Genomic DNA, 17,531 nt, shown 5'->3' on the forward strand with positions numbered 1-17,531 from the left:
AAAAATAAAAAATCCCTGCAAAGCAGGGATGCTCAAAACTGCACATTAATTTGTTAAGTCAATGTTAATTCATTCGCTCATTAACGTTAACAAATTACTTTTTTGCTACATTCTTTACTACTTTTTTAACAGCAGTTTTCGGCTTTATTTCCGTGATATTCTCCAGATTACCTTGTATATTTTCAACAGCCTTATCCGCACTTTTCTTAGTAACTGATGCAGCACTTGCTACCTTTTTAGCCGCACCGGTACCCTTTTTTATTACATTAGCTGCTGCGGGTTCTACAGTCTTCTCTTTTAAAGCTGAAGCAGTTTTTGTAATGGCTTCCACTACTTTTTCCTCCGATGCAATAGCTGCAACTTTCACGCTCTGAATAACAGGTTTCGTTTTTGAAACCGCTTTTTTAACTACCTTTTCAGCTGTCTTCTCTGCCTTGCTTGCTGTGCTTTTAACATCCTGCTTCGCAGTTTTCACTTTTTCTTTTGATGAATGAAGTAAATCATCAATTTTATGGCCTACATCCGACTTTATGATGGTAAATTTTTTCGTTAGTTTTTTAGCAACCCTTTTACTGGCCTTTGCAACTTCGGTGCTGATTTCAGAAGCGTCATGACCTAAACCCTTAACCACGTCTAAAAACTGAGCGGTTAAAGATTGCTCTAATTGTTTTTTAACATCCTTTTTTGTTACTTTTTTTTGGGACTTTGCTTTAGTGGTTTTCATATTATTTTTCGTTTTTTTGTGAAATAGGTTTAGAAGTACTAAATCTACTTATTTTTAATTTAAAGCTAAAACCATGCCTTCATTCGATATAGTAAGTAAAGTAGACGCACAAACACTTGATAATGCGATCAACAATGCCAAAAAGGAAATTCTGAACCGATTTGATTTCAACGGCTCAAAAAGTACAATAGATTTGGATAAGAAAACAAATGTGGTAACCATTATTACCGAGGATGATATGCGTTTAAAGGCTATTGAAGGTTCTATTATTTCCAGGATGATGAAACAAGATCTAGATCCAAAAAGTTTGGATTTTGGAAAAGAAAATATCGCTTCAGGAAATATGATCCGTAAAGAAATTTCCATCAAAGAAGGACTGGATAAGGAGGCCTCTAAAAAGGTAGTAGCAAAAATCAAAGCGAGTGGTTTGAAAGTTCAACCATCAATTATGGATGATCAGGTTCGCGTTACGGCAAAAAAGATTGATGATTTGCAGGCGGTAATTAATCTATGTAGATCTGAAGACTTTGGTCAACCTTTCCAGTACATTAACATGCGAAACTAGTAACGTTTAGCTTTTAAAAACCTTTTTGTGTCTCTCTTGTTCTGAATACACATCAAAATTTAGAGAAAACATGAAAAAGATATTGTTAGTTTCTACGTTGGTAGTAGGTGCTTTGTCATTTCAGGCCTGCCAAACTGCTGATAAAAAATCATCAACGTTGAAAGACAGTGTAGGTGGAGACACTACAATGGTAAACGGTAACCATGTTACCGGTTCAGAAAGTACACAATCCGGTCTGGACGAAAGCGGATCCACGTTTTTGAGAAAAGCAGCCGTAGGTGGCATCATGGAAGTGGAGGCATCGAAAATTGCTTTGAAGAATGCTTCAACGCAAGAGGTAAAAGATTTTGCTGCTAAAATGCTTGAAGATCATTCAAAAGTCAACTCCGAACTTAAACAATTGGCTCAAGCTAAGAAAGTGATTACCCCTGACGCATTGCCTGCTGATGATCAGATTCATATCGATGCGATGAAAAAACTGACAGGTGCTGAATTTGATAAGCACTATATCGCTATGATGGTAACTGATCACGATAAAACAGTTAGCTTGTTTAAAGAAGGTTTGGCGAACAGGGATGCCGACCTGAAACAATGGGCAACAAAGACACTAACAGTTATTGAACAACATGACGAAACAGCTAAGAAAATTGCGCTGAATTTAAAATAGCCTAACGCACACCACAAAGTTTACGATCCCGGACATATCATCCGGGATTTTTTTTGATATGCCCCAAAGACATTATTTTTAATACATTTTGGGCAGAGAAAAAATTAACATTAACTTTCGACGTTTAATACAAAAAGACACTAAATGAATAAAAGTAAATTATTTAATGTACTACTTACAGGTACATTTGTGATAGCTTTGCCGCTTTTTGCCAATGCACAAAAAGCCAATTGGCAAAACCTTGATTTAAAGTCCGATACCACCTTTGGTATCAGCACTGAGAAAGCGTATAAAGAGCTATTGAAAGGAAAAAAATCAACCAAAGTGATTGTTGCAGTTAATGATGGTGGTGTTGAATCAACACATGAAGATCTTAAACGCATCATGTGGGTTAACGCAAAAGAAATTGCAGGTAATGGTAAAGACGACGACAAAAATGGTTATGCCGATGATATTAACGGATGGAATTTCATAGGTGGCCCCAAAGAATCTGTTAATTTTGAAACCCTGGAACTTACCCGTTTGGTGCGTCGCGATCAAACGCGCTTTGCAAATACTACTGATGCTACTGTAGCAGAAAAAGATAAAAAAGACTGGGAGGCTTTCAAAACCCAAAGAGCAGATTTGGAAAAACAACTCGCAGAAGCCAAAGAGGGTTTAGCAGGTATCACTGGTTTTAAGAATGCATTGGATGCTGTGGTAAAGAAAATCGGAAAAGAAAATCCCACTGCCGATGACTTTAAAAACTTTAAGCCAGCTTCTGATGTCGAAGGCCGCATTCAAGGGGTAATGGCTCAACAGTTACAGAAAGGAAGTTTCAAAGACTTTTATGAAGATCAGATTAAAGAAGGATTAGATTACTACACCCGTCAGGCTGAATATAACCTTAATCTTGATTATGATCCTCGTGCTATAGTTGGTGATAATCCTAACGACGCTACTGAAAAGTTTTATGGCAATAATGATGTAGCAGGCCCTGACGCCATGCACGGAACACATGTTGCTGGTATCATTGCTGCAGATAGAACAAATAAAATTGGTATTTCAGGTGTAGCCGATAATGTGGTAATTATGGGTGTCCGTTGTACGCCGAATGGTGATGAACGGGATAAAGATGTCGCAAACAGTATACGGTATGCAGTCGACAATGGCGCCAAAGTAATCAACATGAGTTTCGGTAAGGCTTATTCATGGAATAAAGCAGTAGTAAACGACGCAATGAAATATGCAGCGTCAAAAGACGTGTTAATCGTTCAGGCCGCTGGAAACGAAAATAAAGATATCGATGTAGAAAATAATTTCCCAAATCATAAAGACCTTGATGAGAAAACAATTGCTTCATGGATTACTGTTGGCGCTTCGGGTCCAAAAGATGACGAAACTTTAAAAGCGAGCTTCTCTAATTTTGGTAAAACTCAGGTTGATGTATTCGCTCCGGGTGTACAGATTTACTCTACAGTTCCAGGATCGAAATATAAAAACCTCGATGGCACGAGTATGGCATCACCAGTAGTTGCAGGATTAGCAGGATTAATTCGTTCATACTATCCTAAACTGAGTGCGGCTCAGGTAAAGGAAATTATCGTGAAATCAGTTACAAAAGTAAATCACAATGTTTCCTATAAAAAAGGCGAAGAAGGTGCTGAACAGGATGTATATGTTCCGTTTTCAGACCTATGCATTAGTGGTGGTATTGTAAATGCATACAATGCACTAAAGCTTGCTGCAACATACAAATAGTAGAAAACTACAATCCAACAAAAAAGGCGAATCGTATAACGATTCGCCTTTTTCATATATTAAAGACTTTTTTTTATTGAGCTCTACCGCTTTTTTTATCTTCTCCTCTTCCGATCAGATAACCACCACCAGCACCAACTAAACCACCGATAACTGCACCACGGCCTTTTTTCTTATCAATTAATGCACCACCAACAGCACCCGCGGCACCACCAATTACAGCACCTTTAGCCGCATCACTCCAACCTTTCTTCTTAGCTGTAGGCTGTGTGGTACCACCATATGAACTTGAACTTCCACCTGAGCTGGAGTAAGATCTGGATGATGCTGCTCCCGCTCTTCTGGCTGCAACAAGTTCAGCTTGATGTTGAGCCTCTTTTTCAGCTTCAATTTTAGCAGTTTCAGCTTTTTTGAATGAATCTAGTCTTAAACTATCCTTAACGGCTTTAATCGCCAGTTGCTTATCAGCTTCCTGTTGTTTCAAAGCAGCCTCTTCTTTTGCCCTGTTGTTACAAGCAAACATTACAGAACTTAATGCAATTACTACAAATATCTTTTTCATAACGTTTTAATTTAATCAGATCTTACATCAGCTACCTAACCCAGTTGATGCAGGTTCCTTTCCATGTGCGATTAGTTAACTACAACTACTAAAGAAAAAATGATGCCAAAATGTTTTAGGTTCAGATAATTAATTTTTTAAATCAATAAACCAGAAGCCTGATATGCTTGTTGAATCTTTCGCTTCTTCGTTTTTAGGATCCGTATTGACAGGTGCCCGATAAGTTTTGAAAATCTTTTCTCCGAGCTCAAATTCTATCTTTTTTCTGAATATAGGCCCTTGGAAAGCGAACGTATGAAATTCGCCATTCTCACCGCACGGATCGATTTCAGGTGGTAAGTTATCAATCAGATCCAGGGTAATTACCTCGCCACATACCATCTCCAGATTTTGTTGTGTGCATACCATGATGGTTTTATAGTTCAGGTTTAAAAATTCCTGAATAAGCAAACGAGTGTCCATTTTCCAAAGCGGAAATATGGCTTTAAGTCCAATTTCTTCCAGTTTTTTTTCTCTGTAAGCGCGAAGGTCTTCAAGGTGAATGTCACCAAATATGGAATGTGTAATACCTTCCGCCTTTAATTTTGCAAGATGCATGCCCATCGTTTCATCATAGTGTTCCATCGTAGGCATTTCGCTCAACCGGATTTGATATAAAGGTATGCCAATGCTTTCCGCCTGCTTAATTAGCAAGCTTTCTCTAACCCCATGCATCGATATGCGGTTAAACTCAGCAGTTAAAGTTGTAACCAGATAACAAATCTCAATGGTTGGATCCTCCAACGCATAGTGCAGTGCCAATGTACTGTCTTTGCCCCCACTCCAGTTAAAGATACAACGTTTTTTAACGGCCATTTAACAGGATTTCTTTCAGTGCCGACATGCCTTCAACAGCACCTTGCTGTATAGTGGTCACATTTTTGTATCTCCCAACATCAGGTGTCCTCGGATCAATAATGTATTTTTTTGTAGCTGAAGGTATAAAGTCTATCAAGCCCGCCGCCGGGTAAACAGCCAGTGAAGTGCCAATCAAAACAAATAAGTCCGCCTGGCTGCAAATTTTAGCCGCGACTTCGATCATTGGAACAGCTTCACCGAACCAAACTACATGGGGGCGCAGTTGAGTACCTAACTCGCACAGGTCTCCCATTTTGATTTCATCTCCTTCTATTATATAGGTCAGGTCTGCCCTTCTGTCTGATTGAGATTTGGTAATAACTCCGTGGAGATGAGTAACCTTGGTAGAACCAGCACGCTCATGCAAGTCATCTATATTCTGTGTTATAATTTCAACATCAAAATTAGATTCCAGTTCTGCAAGGATCTTATGAGCACGATTTGGCTTTGCTGCAATCACCTGTTTTCGCCGCTCGTTATAGAACTGCTGAACCAATACAGGATTGCGTTCCCACGCCTCCGGTGTCGCAACATCATACACATTGTACCCTTCCCAAAGTCCGTCAGCATCCCTGAAAGTTTTTAAACCGCTTTCGGCACTGATTCCTGCTCCTGTTAAAACAACTATTTTCATCAAATCGAAATGCTTTGGGGTACAATATTAAATGATCTGAATTTTGTACTGATAAAAGGACTTGGCTGAAATATCTGAGGATGAAACATGCACGCCAAGGCCTCTATTCCATCAACAAGCGTACCAATACTGGGTTGTGTAAACATATCGAAGTCCGCAATATAAACCTGATTGGATTGTACAGCTGCAAGATCATTCCATCCATCCTTCCGGCTTAATAATTCCATTTCCAATGTACTCCGGTCTACATCGAAGCCGCAAGGTGCGATCACAAGTACTTCAGGATTGTATTTTCTGATTTTATCCCATTGGGTAACAATAGAATCACCGGCAGGATTGGAGAGCATGTCTACGCCACCGGCAGCAGCGATTTGGAAGGGAATCCAATGCCCGCAGTTGTAAATGGGTTCAATCCACTCCATAAGCATGGTCCGCTTTAATGGTGCCTTATTTAATCTCAGCTGATCTAGAATGTAATCGGTCTTTTTTTGTAAATCACTCAGATATTGTAATGCTACTTCTTCCTTACCCATTGCCTTTGCAATAGTAATTGCACAAACGTGAACATCTTGCAAATTATTAGGTGATAAAGGAACAAGCAATGGCTGTTTGCTTAGTTTCATTACAGCTGTCTCAGTACAAACTGTATCGATATTACAGACCTCACAGATGTCCTGGGTGAACACGATATCCGGCGAAATGCTTTCCAATAAATCATCATCTACCCAGTATAAACTTTTCCCTTGAGCCTTTGAAGCAGAAAAGATCCGATCAATCTCAACACTGGAGTAATTTTTACCCTCTAAAATGCACCGTACAACTTTTGGTAACTCGGCTGCTTCTTTAGGACATTCGAAAGTTACTCCGTAAAGGTGATCCTGAAGGCCCATATCATAGATCATTTTGGTTGCTGCAGGAAGGAATGATACCACTTTTAACATAACAAATAACTTTAGTACAAAGTATAAAGATAAAAAAAGTCCCCTTTCGATTTGCATCAAAAGGGGACCTTATGCTTATTTTAGTCCAATCAGGCTTGCTTCGTGCTGAATTTCAATACCGGATATTTTGCCTTTAAGATCTCGAATGCACCAAATAGAATTGCACCGTAAATGAGAGTTCCCTCCAGGAATCTGATTTCGAAAGGAATTGCTCTTTCTAAACAAAGCCAGAATCCTGCGAAGTCCTGCGTGTAACTTGGATTTTTAAACCAAACGCCAAAATCCGTCACAATCCAGTGTATCAATACGATCGATAAAGTGGAGGCTAATAGACTTACTGGATTGATTTTGTTTAACAATACACGTCCAATCAATACCATCAAGGCAAAAGCAAAGTATGTCCAGTACCATCCCTCATATAAAAAACCATTGCTGTACTCACTGAAAATAGTGGCCGACAGTATGAAATCGCTTAAAAACAAACTTAATAACGGAAAGGCGAAAGCTTTTAAATGGTCTTTAAAATAAGCTCCACCAAACAAAGCAACAGCTCCTATCGAAGAGAAGTTCGCGAACTTCAAGGCATCAGAGTTAAATGTTACCAATAAACGAAATCCTGTAATAACAAGAATCATTAAAAGTAATATTAAGGTGCGTGGATTGAATTTTAGATTCGACATATTTTCTGTTATTTATACAAAGTTAAATCTTCTTAGTGGATATTAAAAATCACACCCGTATTAAAATTGAATCCCAAGCTATTATATCCAATAATCTCATTGTATTTCTCATTCAGAATGTTTTTTGCATCAAAGAAAAGCTTTACACGCTTTTTCGCCAAAGCATATTCAGCATATGCACTCAACAATTTATATGCTGGTAAATGATCAACAGTATAGGTTGTGAAATTTCCATCGCTACGCTTACCAAAATATCTGTAGTTCGCACTAACAAAAAGGTCATCTGTAGCTTGTACACCTGCAGTTAAACCAAAAGTATGTTTTGGTCTGCGGAAAAGATAATCTGCAATGGCATTATCAACAAAGTTGAATTCATTCCCTTCTACGTATGCATAATAACCATTGATATTGAATTTACCCACCTTTACAGCTGGTTCCACTTCAAAACCTTTAGTTTTCTGGCTAATCTGGTTAATGTATCCATCGGGGAAAGCATAAATAATCGCATCCGTTAAATCACGTTTGTAACCCGCAATACGCAAACTGAATTTGTCCTCGGCGAAGCTGAAGTTTACACCAGCCTCATAATTCTGAGATTTTTCAGGTTTTAAGGCGAGGTTAGCGCCGAACTGGCCAAAAAGCATATTTAATGTTGGTATTTTAAACGCAGTTGAAACCGTTCCAAATAGTTTAATCTCCTTAATGATGTTGATGCTTGGTGTTATAGAATAGGTATAGTTTTCTCCATATTGCTCGTGTTTGTTATAGCGTCCGCCAACTTCTAAATTAAAAATACTCAAATCATGTAAAAACAATGAACCGTAAGCAGCAAAAATATTGGTTTCAGGCTTGTTCGTAGCCGAAGAAAGTTTCATCTCACGGTTATCAATACCCACCAAAAGGTCTAATTTATTGCCTAGCTTTTGATTATAAAACAGGTCAAGCAACGAAACACGGCCTTCAGTTATACTTGGATATTGACTGTGTGCATCATTTCTTGTTCCCTCATAGCTGTAATTTAAGGTAACCTTTCCAGTTGCAAACTCATATTTTGCGTTTGTTCCAGCTGCGAAATTCTTTAATATCGAATAATTATTGGCATCAGCGAAAGCACCTCCATCGAAACTATAGTTTCCGTGATAGTATCTTATAAAAGGGTTAATCGAAAAGTGGTTGTCCAATTTGATTCCGAAATTTGCATTCAAGGCGTCAGTCTTAAACCCGTCTTTGTCGAAAGTGCTGGTATTGCCAGCCGGATTTGCAGCTTCAGAGATTCCGTCAGTTTTAGCATGAGTATAGTTGATGTTGTAAGAAAACCCTTCTACTCCACCGTTTAAACCAATAGTTCCTTTATAGGTTTCGTAACTGCCGGCACTTGCAACACCATAAATTGTGTTTCCTTTAGGTCCCCCTTTTTTGGTAATGATGTTGATTACCCCAGCTACTGCATCCGATCCATAAATGGTTGACTGTCCGCCACGTAAAATTTCAATGTGATCTATCTGATCAATTGATAAAAGTCTTAAATCGAACGCACCTCCATTCCCTGACGGATCGTTCTGAACGATGCCATCAATTAAAACAACTGCATAAGCGCTGCCTGCTCCCCTGAAGAAAACAGATTTATTAAGCCCTGGATTACTGCTTGATCCGGCAACGATGATACCTGCCTGCTCGCTGATCAGCTCTGGTAGCGATTTTCCATTGCTTCTCTCCAGCACTTGCCTGCTGATGATGGTAACCACCTTGCCGGTTTGCGATTGTTTCTGGTCGTTTTTTGTAGCACTGATTACCACATCTTTTAACTGGACGCTGTCTTTGCTTTGTGCTTTAGCCTGCTGGCTAAACGTTAATTGTGCAAGCCCTAGACCGGCAGCAATTAATACTGTTTGTTTGTTCATTTGATTGTGAGTTTTGCCCACAGCCAACAGATTCGAAAAGGAAATGAAAATACTTAAAATGCTGGTACTTCAATCCTAGCTTCAATCCCCGAAAGCTATGAAATTATACGCTAAAGGCAGGTCTTCTGACTTACTTCCGGTTTTCCGGCCTTCCCGTTCCAGAATTGAAACAGTGGCGAAATGATTGAAAAACCGTTGTGAAGCTTACAGCTGCGGGACAGTTACAGAATTACACTGTATTCCCTTTTAATTCCGGTTGTATCTCCGGAAACCAAAAGCGTCGCAAAAGTAGTAAAATTAAGGGATATGTAAAATGAATGTTGCAAAAGCGTTACTTGTTATATCTTTGATCAATTCAACAATTGTAAAAATTAACAAAACCTTTTCAATCTATTCCCGTTTATAGCCTAAATCATTGTATAAAAAACTATACATTAATTTAAAAATAATATATTCGCATATCAATTGAATAAACAATTACCAAATGGCCAAACTATTAATTATTGATGATGAGCGGGCTATAAGAAGCACATTACGCGAGATTCTGGAGTACGAAAATTACGATGTCGATGATATTGATAATGGTATCGATGGGCTTGAAATGATCAAAAAAGGGAATTATGATCTTGTACTTTGCGATATCAAGATGAATAAGATGGACGGCATGGAAGTGCTGGAGCAGGCACAAATCATCAAGCCTGATCTTCCATTTATCATGATCTCCGGCCATGGTACCGTTGAAACTGCTGTAGAAGCCAGTAAAAAGGGTGCCTTCGACTTTATCTCCAAACCACCTGATTTAAACAGGCTTTTAATCACCGTTCGTAACGGTCTGGATCGCGGAACGTTGGTAACCGAGACGAAAGTTTTAAAGCGTAAAGCAAGTAAAACACGTGAAATACTTGGAGAATCTGAAAGTATATCTAAAATAAAAGAAACCATCGAACGTGTTGCCCCTACCGAAGCCCGTGTTTTAATCACTGGTGCTAACGGAAGCGGTAAGGAATTAGTTGCGCGTTGGTTACACGAAAAATCAAACCGTGCCGATAGCCCTCTAATTGAGGTAAATTGCGCTGCTATTCCTTCAGAATTGATCGAAAGCGAATTATTTGGACACGAAAAAGGCTCTTTTACATCAGCCGTTAAACAACGGATTGGTAAATTTGAACTGGCTAATGGTGGTACTCTTTTTTTGGATGAAATTGGTGACATGAGCCTCTCCGCGCAGGCAAAAGTTCTCCGCGCGCTGCAGGAGCACAAAATTTCGCGTGTGGGCGGTGAGAAAGAAATTGATGTCAATGTACGTGTTTTAGCGGCAACAAATAAAGATTTACTAAAAGAAATTGAAGACGGAAATTTCAGAATGGACTTATACCACCGTTTGAACGTAATCAATATTCACGTACCGCACTTAACGGAACGGACTGATGATATTCCGGTTATAGCGCAAAACTTTTTAGAAAGCATATGCGGTGATTATGGCATGCCTGTCAAGAAGATCAACGATGGTGGTATGGCCGCTTTACAAGCACTACCATGGACGGGAAATGTTCGCGAATTACATAATATGATTGAACGTTTGATTATCCTGAGCGATAAGGTAATTACCGAAAATGATGTTCGCGCATTTGCCAACCCTGGCGGCGGAACAAATATCGGAGCCGCATCCAGTACTCAGATTGCCAATGCGACAGTCGGCACAGGTTTTTCGTCTTCTTTCGATAGCTTCAATAACTTCCAGGATTATAAAGACCATGCAGAAAAAGAATTTATCAAATTTAAGCTGGAGAAAAACAACTGGAATGTATCGAAAACAGCCGATGAGATTGATATCCAGCGCAGTCACCTGTACAGTAAAATAGAGAAATTTGGCCTGAAACGGGCAGAATAAATTAGTTCTGGTTTAAGATAAACTAAAGAAGGTCAGAATGAGAATCATTCAGGCCTTCTTTTTTAGTATCACAAATTGTTTTAATCCATATAATCGTTTTGCCGCATCAATAAAGCCCTGTATTTATTAAATATTGCTGTTTTGGAAACAAATCCTACATAACGGTTAGCTTCATCAACCACCGGCAAAATCCAGGCATTTTCCTGTTCCATCTTCTCAAGAACCTGCTTCAAATCATCGGATTCACTAAGAACATTGGGCGCCTGTTGAACCAGGTCCGAGGCTTTAACCATTTCTTTACCCGGTGTAGAGAGCATCTCGTTAAATAAATCCTCCATATAGATAATTCCCTTGAAATCTCCGGCCTCATCGGTAACAGCGCAAACATTCTTGTGTGATTTAACCATCTCACTCATCTTCAATGAAATGATGTCGTTTAGCTGAAGTATAGGGTAGCTCTTTTCAATCAGATACCTGAGTTTCATCTGGCTCAATACAGTACTATCTTTATCTTCGTGCGACAAAAGTTCGCCCTTATCTGCTAAAGCTTTGGTGTAGATGGAGTGCTTCTGAACGCTACGGTTAATAGCATAAGAAATGGCCGTCGTAATCATTAATGGCACCATGAGAATGTAGCCGCCGGTAATTTCAGCGATCAGGAAAATCCCGGTTAGAGGAGCATGCATGATAGAGCCTAAAGCCCCAGCCATTCCAGCAACAATAAAGTTTGACACATTTAAGTGAGCAACTCCTGAAAGATTAACTGAATAGGCAAATACAAACCCGATTAAACCGCCCATAATCAAACTTGGAGCGAATGTTCCACCGTTTCCACCTGCGCCAAGAGTAATTAATGTGGCTGCCGATTTCATGAAAACTGTCGCTACGGTAAACAGGATCACTATGCCCGAGATTTGATTGTAGTCTGAAAAAATACTATTATTTATCACAGCGAGGTAATCACCCTTAAGCAAGGAATTTATCGTAATGTAACCCTCACCGTATAATGTAGGAAACAAAAACACCAATGCACCAAGCAATAGTCCTCCGATGACTACCTTTGAATAAGGATGCTTGATTTTATAGAAAAAGCCTTTGATCGCATAATTAGCTTTGGTGAAAAAAATGGAGAATAAACCAATTAATCCGGCCAGAACGACATAGAATAACAGTGCATTCACCTCCCAGCCTTCGGTAATCAGGTAAAAAAGTTGCTGCGTATAAAACAGTCTGGCAACTACTGCTGCAGTAGCAGCGGATAGTAATAAGGGAATAAATGCCGGTATGGTAAATTCAGGCAATAAAATTTCAATTGCAAAAACAATACCTGCGATCGGACTATTAAAAGCGCCCGCAATTGCAGCGGCCGCTCCACAGGCAACAAGCATAGTAACCTCCCGGTAAGACAGGCCTAATGTTCTTCCTAAATTAGACCCTATTGCAGATCCACTGGTAACAATGGGCGCTTCCAGTCCTGTGGAGCCGCCAAATCCGACAGTTACTGCAGCCGTAATAATTTGTGAATAGATATTATGTGAATCTATCTTACTCGATTTTTTAGATATAGCATACAACAGTGGTGTCAGGCCTGTTTCAAACTTCGTTTTCCTGATGAAGTATTTAATATATAAAACGGTCAGGAATACCCCGATCATAGGAAATACAAAATACAGGTAGTATTTATATTTCCAGTGCCAGTCAGACTGCAGAAATTCTTCAATATGATGTGTTAAACTCTTAAGAACTGCAGCCGCGAGGCCTGCCAAAACGCCAACAACAACGGCTAGTATAACCAGGAAATTACGGTTTGATATTTTAGATTTTCTATATTGGTTAATCTTATCAAGGTAATTTACGAAGCGGATATACATTGTTTTTTTTTTTAATTTCTTGCCTGGCCCTACAGGCTAAGCATCAAATTTATCTAGCAGCTTAATCAGAGTTGCATAATCTTTCGGATAAGGGGCATCAATAACAATGTCCTGATCATCCAGAGCTTTAAATACCAGGTGGCGTGCATGCAGGGCAAACCGTTTCATAATCGGCTGCTCCTCTTCTCCTTTAGTGAGTTTATAACCACGTTTAATGGACGATAGAAAAACAGGTTTCCCTTTGTACATATCATCGCCAACAATCGCGGCACGTTGTGTAGCCAAATGAATCCTGATCTGGTGCATACGTCCTGTAATTGGCTTACATTCAACGAGGGTGTAGTGCTTATAATACTTTAACGAATTGAAACGTGTTTCAGCACGTTTACCTTCCATCCTGTCGATGGTTACGTTTTTATTTCCATCATTTAAGATCGGCAAGTCAACCAGCAAATCATCGAAAATAACATGGCCGTCTACTACCGCATGGTATGTCTTGTCAACCTTTCTGCGTTCAAATTGCATAGATGCATGCCTGTATCCTTCAGGATTTTTCGCAATGATCAAAGCACCTGAAGTTTCCTTATCCAAACGGTGACAAACCTGGGCATCGTCACTGTATTGTTTTGCTAAACGCAACACATTGGTTTCTCCGGAGCCACCTCTTTCGTCAAGAGATGCCAAAAAGGGTGGTTTATTAATGACAATGAAATCGTTGTCCTCGAAAAGAATAAGGTCTTTAAAATTTGGGTACTTCAAACTATGATCGTATTAATGAGGTGCAAAAATACGGATTTATTTTTATTGGTTTAGAAATTCAACCCAGATAAAGCGATAAAGAGCAATGTTGATCTCCGCTGAAAAAACCTCCAAAATGAAAAAACCGCAGATTTACTGATCATTCTGTAAATCTGCGGTTCATCTTGCATAGGTATATTTTAAGAAAGTTCAAACTTATAACCAACACCTTTTACAGTCGATACATAAGTTTCACCTAATTTTTCACGTAGTTTACGGATGTGAACATCAATTGTACGGTTAGTAACGACCACTGAATCTTCCCAGATATTTTTAAGAATCGATTCACGTGTGTAAACTTTACCAGGCTTCGATGCCAAGAGGTACAACAATTCAAACTCTTTTTTGGCTAATACCACCTTGGTCCCATTCTGAAAAACCAGATAGGCCTCCCTATCGATTACCAAATCACCTATTTCCAGTTTGTTTTCGGATATCTCCTCTGTCCCTGCATTCCTTCTAAGTATTGCATTAATGCGACTTACTAAAGCACGTGGTTTTATCGGCTTTGCAATATAATCATCGGCGCCTACGTTAAAACCGGCAATTTCCGAGTACTCCTCACTTCTGGCAGTCAAGAATACCATGAAGGTATTTTTAAACTCCGGAATTGCACGCATCAAACGACAAGCCTCTATTCCATCCATTTTAGGCATCATGATATCAAGAATAATCAAATCAGGATGAACCTTTTTGGCTACAGTAATTCCTTCTTGCCCGTTTGACGCTGTAAATACCTGATAACCTTCTTTTTTAAGATTATATTCGATCAATTCCAGGATGTCTGGTTCATCATCGACAATTAATATTTTCTGACCTGCGTTATTCATAGTTAAATATTTGTTACGAAAGTACTGTCTCTGATGTAATTATGAGTTAACTATAAGTTAAGAAATTGTTAATCACTTAAATTAGGTTAACATTGAGTTTCTTTTACCGTAACGTTTTAGTTAGAAATGCATCCAATTCCTCACCACGAAGGTTTTTAGCAACAATCTTTCCGGTAGGATCAATTAAAAACGAGGCTGGTATCGCTTGTACCTGATACTTCTTAATTGTTTCTCCGTTGAAGTCTTTCAATTCTGAAACATGGCTCCAGGCTAATCCATCAGCTTTAATTGCCGCCTGCCATGCAGCCTTGTCAGTATCCAGCGATACGCCCAGGATATCAAAATTTCTGTTTTTAAACTTTTGATAAACCTTAACTACATTCGGATTTTCCTGACGGCAAGGCTGGCACCATGAGGCCCAAAAGTCTACTAACACATATTTTCCCTTATAATCAGATAGGCTAATCGGTTTATCATCCGATGTATTCATTGTAAAAGCAGGTGCTAGCTGTCCAACCTGTACAGTTTTTAGCGAGGCCATTTGTTTGATGAATGCATCAACAGTTGCATTGCCTTTAATTTCATCTTTTATTTCCTCTGCATACTTCACCAGCTGTGATTCAAAATCCTGAGGACTCAAGGTATTCATTGCATAAAAACCAGCCAGTGTTCCTTTATTGTCTTCCGCAAATTTTAATGTTGAATTATTAAGCTGGCTAATGTAAGATTCGTATTGTGGCTTCATTTGTTCTAAAATTGTAGCACGGTTTTGAGGCTGCCCGGCAACTTTCGTTTCAAAATCAGCCTGAAGCTTTTCAACCCGTTTAGCAAATTCATTTCTGATCACATTCAATTCAGATAGTTTCTCCACCTCGTTGGCACCTGATATCTTGTATGCCATAGAGTTATCAGCCAGATCGGCTTCCAGTTTAATTTCGTCTCCGTTTTTAGCAATCAACATAAATTCATGATTGCCAATTGAAACCCTGAAGAAATCAACCGAGGGGGTTTTACGGATAAATTTGAACTCGCCCTTTTCTGATAAGTTAGTCGAATCAACAGCTACCATCTGGCTGCTTTGCATACCGTATAAAAATACTTTTTTATCCGTACCAGGATTTTGAAAGGTTCCGTCAATGGTAAAACTGTCTTTCGGTTTACAGCCAGTAAAAGCAATTGCAATTAGTATGATAAGGCTTAAGTTTTTTAATCTCATTATTTTAGTTTTTCAAGTATCAATTCATTTATTTTTTTTGCATCTGCTTTGCCTTTTGCAAGCTTCATCACGTCGCCCACAAATAAACCCAACACACCTTTTTTTCCTTTTTTGTAAGCCTCAACCTGCTGAGGATATTTACTTAATACCTCATCGACAAACCCTTCTACCTCGTTGCCATCATCTGAAATAAGTAAGTTTAAATCCGTCGCTAAGGCAGTAACATCGGCATTTTCTATCTCTTCTACTGCCGGCAATAATTGTTGAATTGCAATTTGCTGAGTGATCTTTTTGTCATCCACCAGATTTAGTGCAACCGCTAGCTGTAAGGGCTTAACTTTGTAACTGCCAATATTTATTCCCTTCTCATTCAAAGCTGCTCTTATAGGGCCAATTAACCAGTTAATCAGATTTCTTTTCACTTTTACCGCAGGCAATGCTTCATTAAAATAAGTTAACAGATGCAGATCCTCAGCAAATAACGCGGCATCGGACTTGCTGATTCCAAAATCTGCAATCATTTGCTTTGAAATTTCCGCTGGCAATGCTGGCATTGCTGATTTTATTTCGGCTAGCCATTCATCTGAAATATTAACTGGCTGCAAATCAGGATCTGAAAAATAGCGGTAATCATTAGCTTCCTCCTTTGTACGCATCGGGGATGTAGTCCCCTTGTCAGCGTCAAAGTTAAGCGTGCTTTGAATAATCTTGCCCCCTTCTGAAATTACCTCTACCTGTCGTCCGAATTCAAAATCTATCGCTCTGCGCACGTTACGCATAGAATTCAGGTTCTTTACCTCACAACGAGTACCAAATGTTACACTGCCGTGCTCCCGAATAGAAATATTGGCATCGCATCGTAAACTCCCTTCTTCCATGTTCCCATCGCTAACATCTAAATGGCGTACCAGTTTCCTGATCTCACTCAATAAGGCTGAGGCCTCTTCCGCACTACGGATATCGGGTTCAGTAACGATTTCAATTAAGGGAACACCAGCTCGGTTTAAATCAACCAAAGAGTAATGATCATCCTGATCATGGATACTTTTACCGGCATCTTCTTCCAGGTGAATTCTATTTATTCCTATTTTTTTTATTGATCCATCAGCTAGTTCAACATCAAGAAAACCATTAACACAAATCGGTTGGTTGTCCTGAGTAATCTGATAACCCTTAGGTAAATCAGCATAGAAATAGTTTTTTCTGTCGAAATGGTTAATCTGATTGATAGTGCAATTAAGTGCAAGCCCGATTCTGATCGCTTTAGCTACTACCTCTTTATTTAATTTCGGTAAAGCACCCGGTAGCGCCAAAGAAACCGTTGAGATGTTCTGATTGGGCAGCGCCCCGTAAGATGCACTGTCGGAAGAAAATATTTTAGTATTGGTGTTCAGCTGAACATGTATTTCTAGTCCTGAAACGAGTTCGAAATGGCGATGTGGGCTTGTTTCTGTTAAAGGCATTTACTTTTTATAATCCTCAGGTGAACACAGATAAACAGGGTTCAGGTTTATCCATGATAAAATTGTACACGCAAATATAGTTATTAACTAAACTTTATCTGTAAGAAACCTACCATGTTTTTTTGAAACAGATTCTTAAAATTCATGACTG

General features: G+C 39.1%; 16 protein-coding genes and 1 riboswitch. Of the genes, 4 read left to right on the forward strand and 12 right to left on the reverse strand.

The window, feature by feature from the left end:
- Nucleotides 1-94: 94 nt before the first annotated feature.
- Nucleotides 95-724: a hypothetical protein gene (locus R2Q80_RS09620; RefSeq protein WP_316799391.1), complete on the reverse strand. Its 630-nt coding sequence runs from the start codon at nt 722-724 to the stop codon at nt 95-97.
- A 73-nt stretch (nt 725-797) separates the two neighbouring features.
- Between R2Q80_RS09620 and R2Q80_RS09625 the strand changes: the two genes are divergently transcribed.
- The 3 genes from R2Q80_RS09625 to R2Q80_RS09635 all read left to right on the forward strand — a co-directional run bounded on the left by R2Q80_RS09625 (nt 798) and on the right by R2Q80_RS09635 (nt 3,696).
- Nucleotides 798-1,289 carry a YajQ family cyclic di-GMP-binding protein gene (locus R2Q80_RS09625; RefSeq protein ID WP_316799392.1) on the forward strand — a complete coding sequence of 164 codons (492 nt, stop codon included), beginning with the start codon at nt 798-800 and terminating at the stop codon, nt 1,287-1,289.
- Nucleotides 1,290-1,359: 70 nt separating this feature from the next.
- The gene (locus tag R2Q80_RS09630; protein ID WP_316799393.1) at nt 1,360-1,956 is read left to right on the forward strand and encodes a DUF4142 domain-containing protein; all 597 of its coding nucleotides are present in this window, start codon (nt 1,360-1,362) and stop codon (nt 1,954-1,956) included.
- A gap of 144 nt (nt 1,957-2,100) precedes the next feature.
- The gene (locus tag R2Q80_RS09635; RefSeq protein WP_316799394.1) at nt 2,101-3,696 is read left to right on the forward strand and encodes a S8 family peptidase; all 1,596 of its coding nucleotides are present in this window, start codon (nt 2,101-2,103) and stop codon (nt 3,694-3,696) included.
- Nucleotides 3,697-3,769: 73 nt separating this feature from the next.
- On the opposite strand, the gene R2Q80_RS09640 is transcribed toward R2Q80_RS09635, so the two are convergent.
- The 6 genes from R2Q80_RS09640 to R2Q80_RS09665 form a co-directional block, all read right to left on the reverse strand.
- Nucleotides 3,770-4,258, reverse strand: coding sequence for a YMGG-like glycine zipper-containing protein (locus R2Q80_RS09640; RefSeq protein WP_316799395.1), 489 nt, complete (start codon nt 4,256-4,258; stop codon nt 3,770-3,772).
- Nucleotides 4,259-4,387: 129 nt separating this feature from the next.
- On the reverse strand, nt 4,388-5,113 hold the full coding sequence (locus R2Q80_RS09645; protein WP_316799396.1) for a diphthine--ammonia ligase: 726 nt from the start codon (nt 5,111-5,113) through the stop codon (nt 4,388-4,390).
- The gene (locus R2Q80_RS09650) at nt 5,103-5,789 is read right to left on the reverse strand and encodes an SIR2 family NAD-dependent protein deacylase (RefSeq protein WP_316799397.1); all 687 of its coding nucleotides are present in this window, start codon (nt 5,787-5,789) and stop codon (nt 5,103-5,105) included. Before R2Q80_RS09650 ends, R2Q80_RS09645 begins: the two co-directional genes overlap by 11 nt.
- The gene (locus tag R2Q80_RS09655; protein ID WP_316799398.1) at nt 5,789-6,730 is read right to left on the reverse strand and encodes an ABC transporter substrate-binding protein; all 942 of its coding nucleotides are present in this window, start codon (nt 6,728-6,730) and stop codon (nt 5,789-5,791) included. The genes R2Q80_RS09650 and R2Q80_RS09655 overlap by 1 nt, the downstream gene beginning before the upstream one ends.
- Before the next feature lie 89 nt (nt 6,731-6,819).
- Nucleotides 6,820-7,410: a DUF6580 family putative transport protein gene (locus R2Q80_RS09660; RefSeq protein WP_316799399.1), complete on the reverse strand. Its 591-nt coding sequence runs from the start codon at nt 7,408-7,410 to the stop codon at nt 6,820-6,822.
- A gap of 32 nt (nt 7,411-7,442) precedes the next feature.
- A complete protein-coding gene (locus R2Q80_RS09665) occupies nt 7,443-9,311 on the reverse strand; it encodes a TonB-dependent receptor plug domain-containing protein (RefSeq protein WP_316799400.1) in 1,869 nt (622 codons plus the stop codon).
- 97 nt (nt 9,312-9,408) lie between these two features.
- Nucleotides 9,409-9,602, reverse strand: a riboswitch (cobalamin riboswitch).
- A gap of 193 nt (nt 9,603-9,795) precedes the next feature.
- Here R2Q80_RS09665 and R2Q80_RS09670 point away from each other — a divergent pair.
- Nucleotides 9,796-11,202, forward strand: a complete 1,407-nt coding sequence (locus R2Q80_RS09670) for a sigma-54 dependent transcriptional regulator (RefSeq protein WP_316799401.1) — start codon at nt 9,796-9,798, stop codon at nt 11,200-11,202.
- Between the two features lie 80 nt (nt 11,203-11,282).
- On the opposite strand, the gene R2Q80_RS09675 is transcribed toward R2Q80_RS09670, so the two are convergent.
- The 5 genes from R2Q80_RS09675 to gatB form a co-directional block, all read right to left on the reverse strand.
- Entirely contained in the window at nt 11,283-13,073 is a 1,791-nt protein-coding gene (locus R2Q80_RS09675) for a chloride channel protein (RefSeq protein ID WP_316799402.1), read from the reverse strand.
- A gap of 36 nt (nt 13,074-13,109) precedes the next feature.
- Nucleotides 13,110-13,832, reverse strand: coding sequence for an RluA family pseudouridine synthase (locus R2Q80_RS09680; protein WP_316799403.1), 723 nt, complete (start codon nt 13,830-13,832; stop codon nt 13,110-13,112).
- A 179-nt stretch (nt 13,833-14,011) separates the two neighbouring features.
- Nucleotides 14,012-14,701: a response regulator transcription factor gene (locus tag R2Q80_RS09685; RefSeq protein ID WP_316799404.1), complete on the reverse strand. Its 690-nt coding sequence runs from the start codon at nt 14,699-14,701 to the stop codon at nt 14,012-14,014.
- A gap of 103 nt (nt 14,702-14,804) precedes the next feature.
- The gene (locus R2Q80_RS09690) at nt 14,805-15,917 is read right to left on the reverse strand and encodes a TlpA disulfide reductase family protein (protein WP_316799405.1); all 1,113 of its coding nucleotides are present in this window, start codon (nt 15,915-15,917) and stop codon (nt 14,805-14,807) included.
- A complete protein-coding gene (gene gatB, locus R2Q80_RS09695) occupies nt 15,917-17,380 on the reverse strand; it encodes an Asp-tRNA(Asn)/Glu-tRNA(Gln) amidotransferase subunit GatB (RefSeq protein ID WP_316799406.1) in 1,464 nt (487 codons plus the stop codon). The genes R2Q80_RS09690 and gatB overlap by 1 nt, the downstream gene beginning before the upstream one ends.
- Between the last annotated feature and the right edge of the window lie 151 nt (nt 17,381-17,531).

This window comes from Pedobacter frigidisoli, from assembly GCF_032678525.1.
Lineage (GTDB): Bacteria > Bacteroidota > Bacteroidia > Sphingobacteriales > Sphingobacteriaceae > Pedobacter > Pedobacter frigidisoli_A.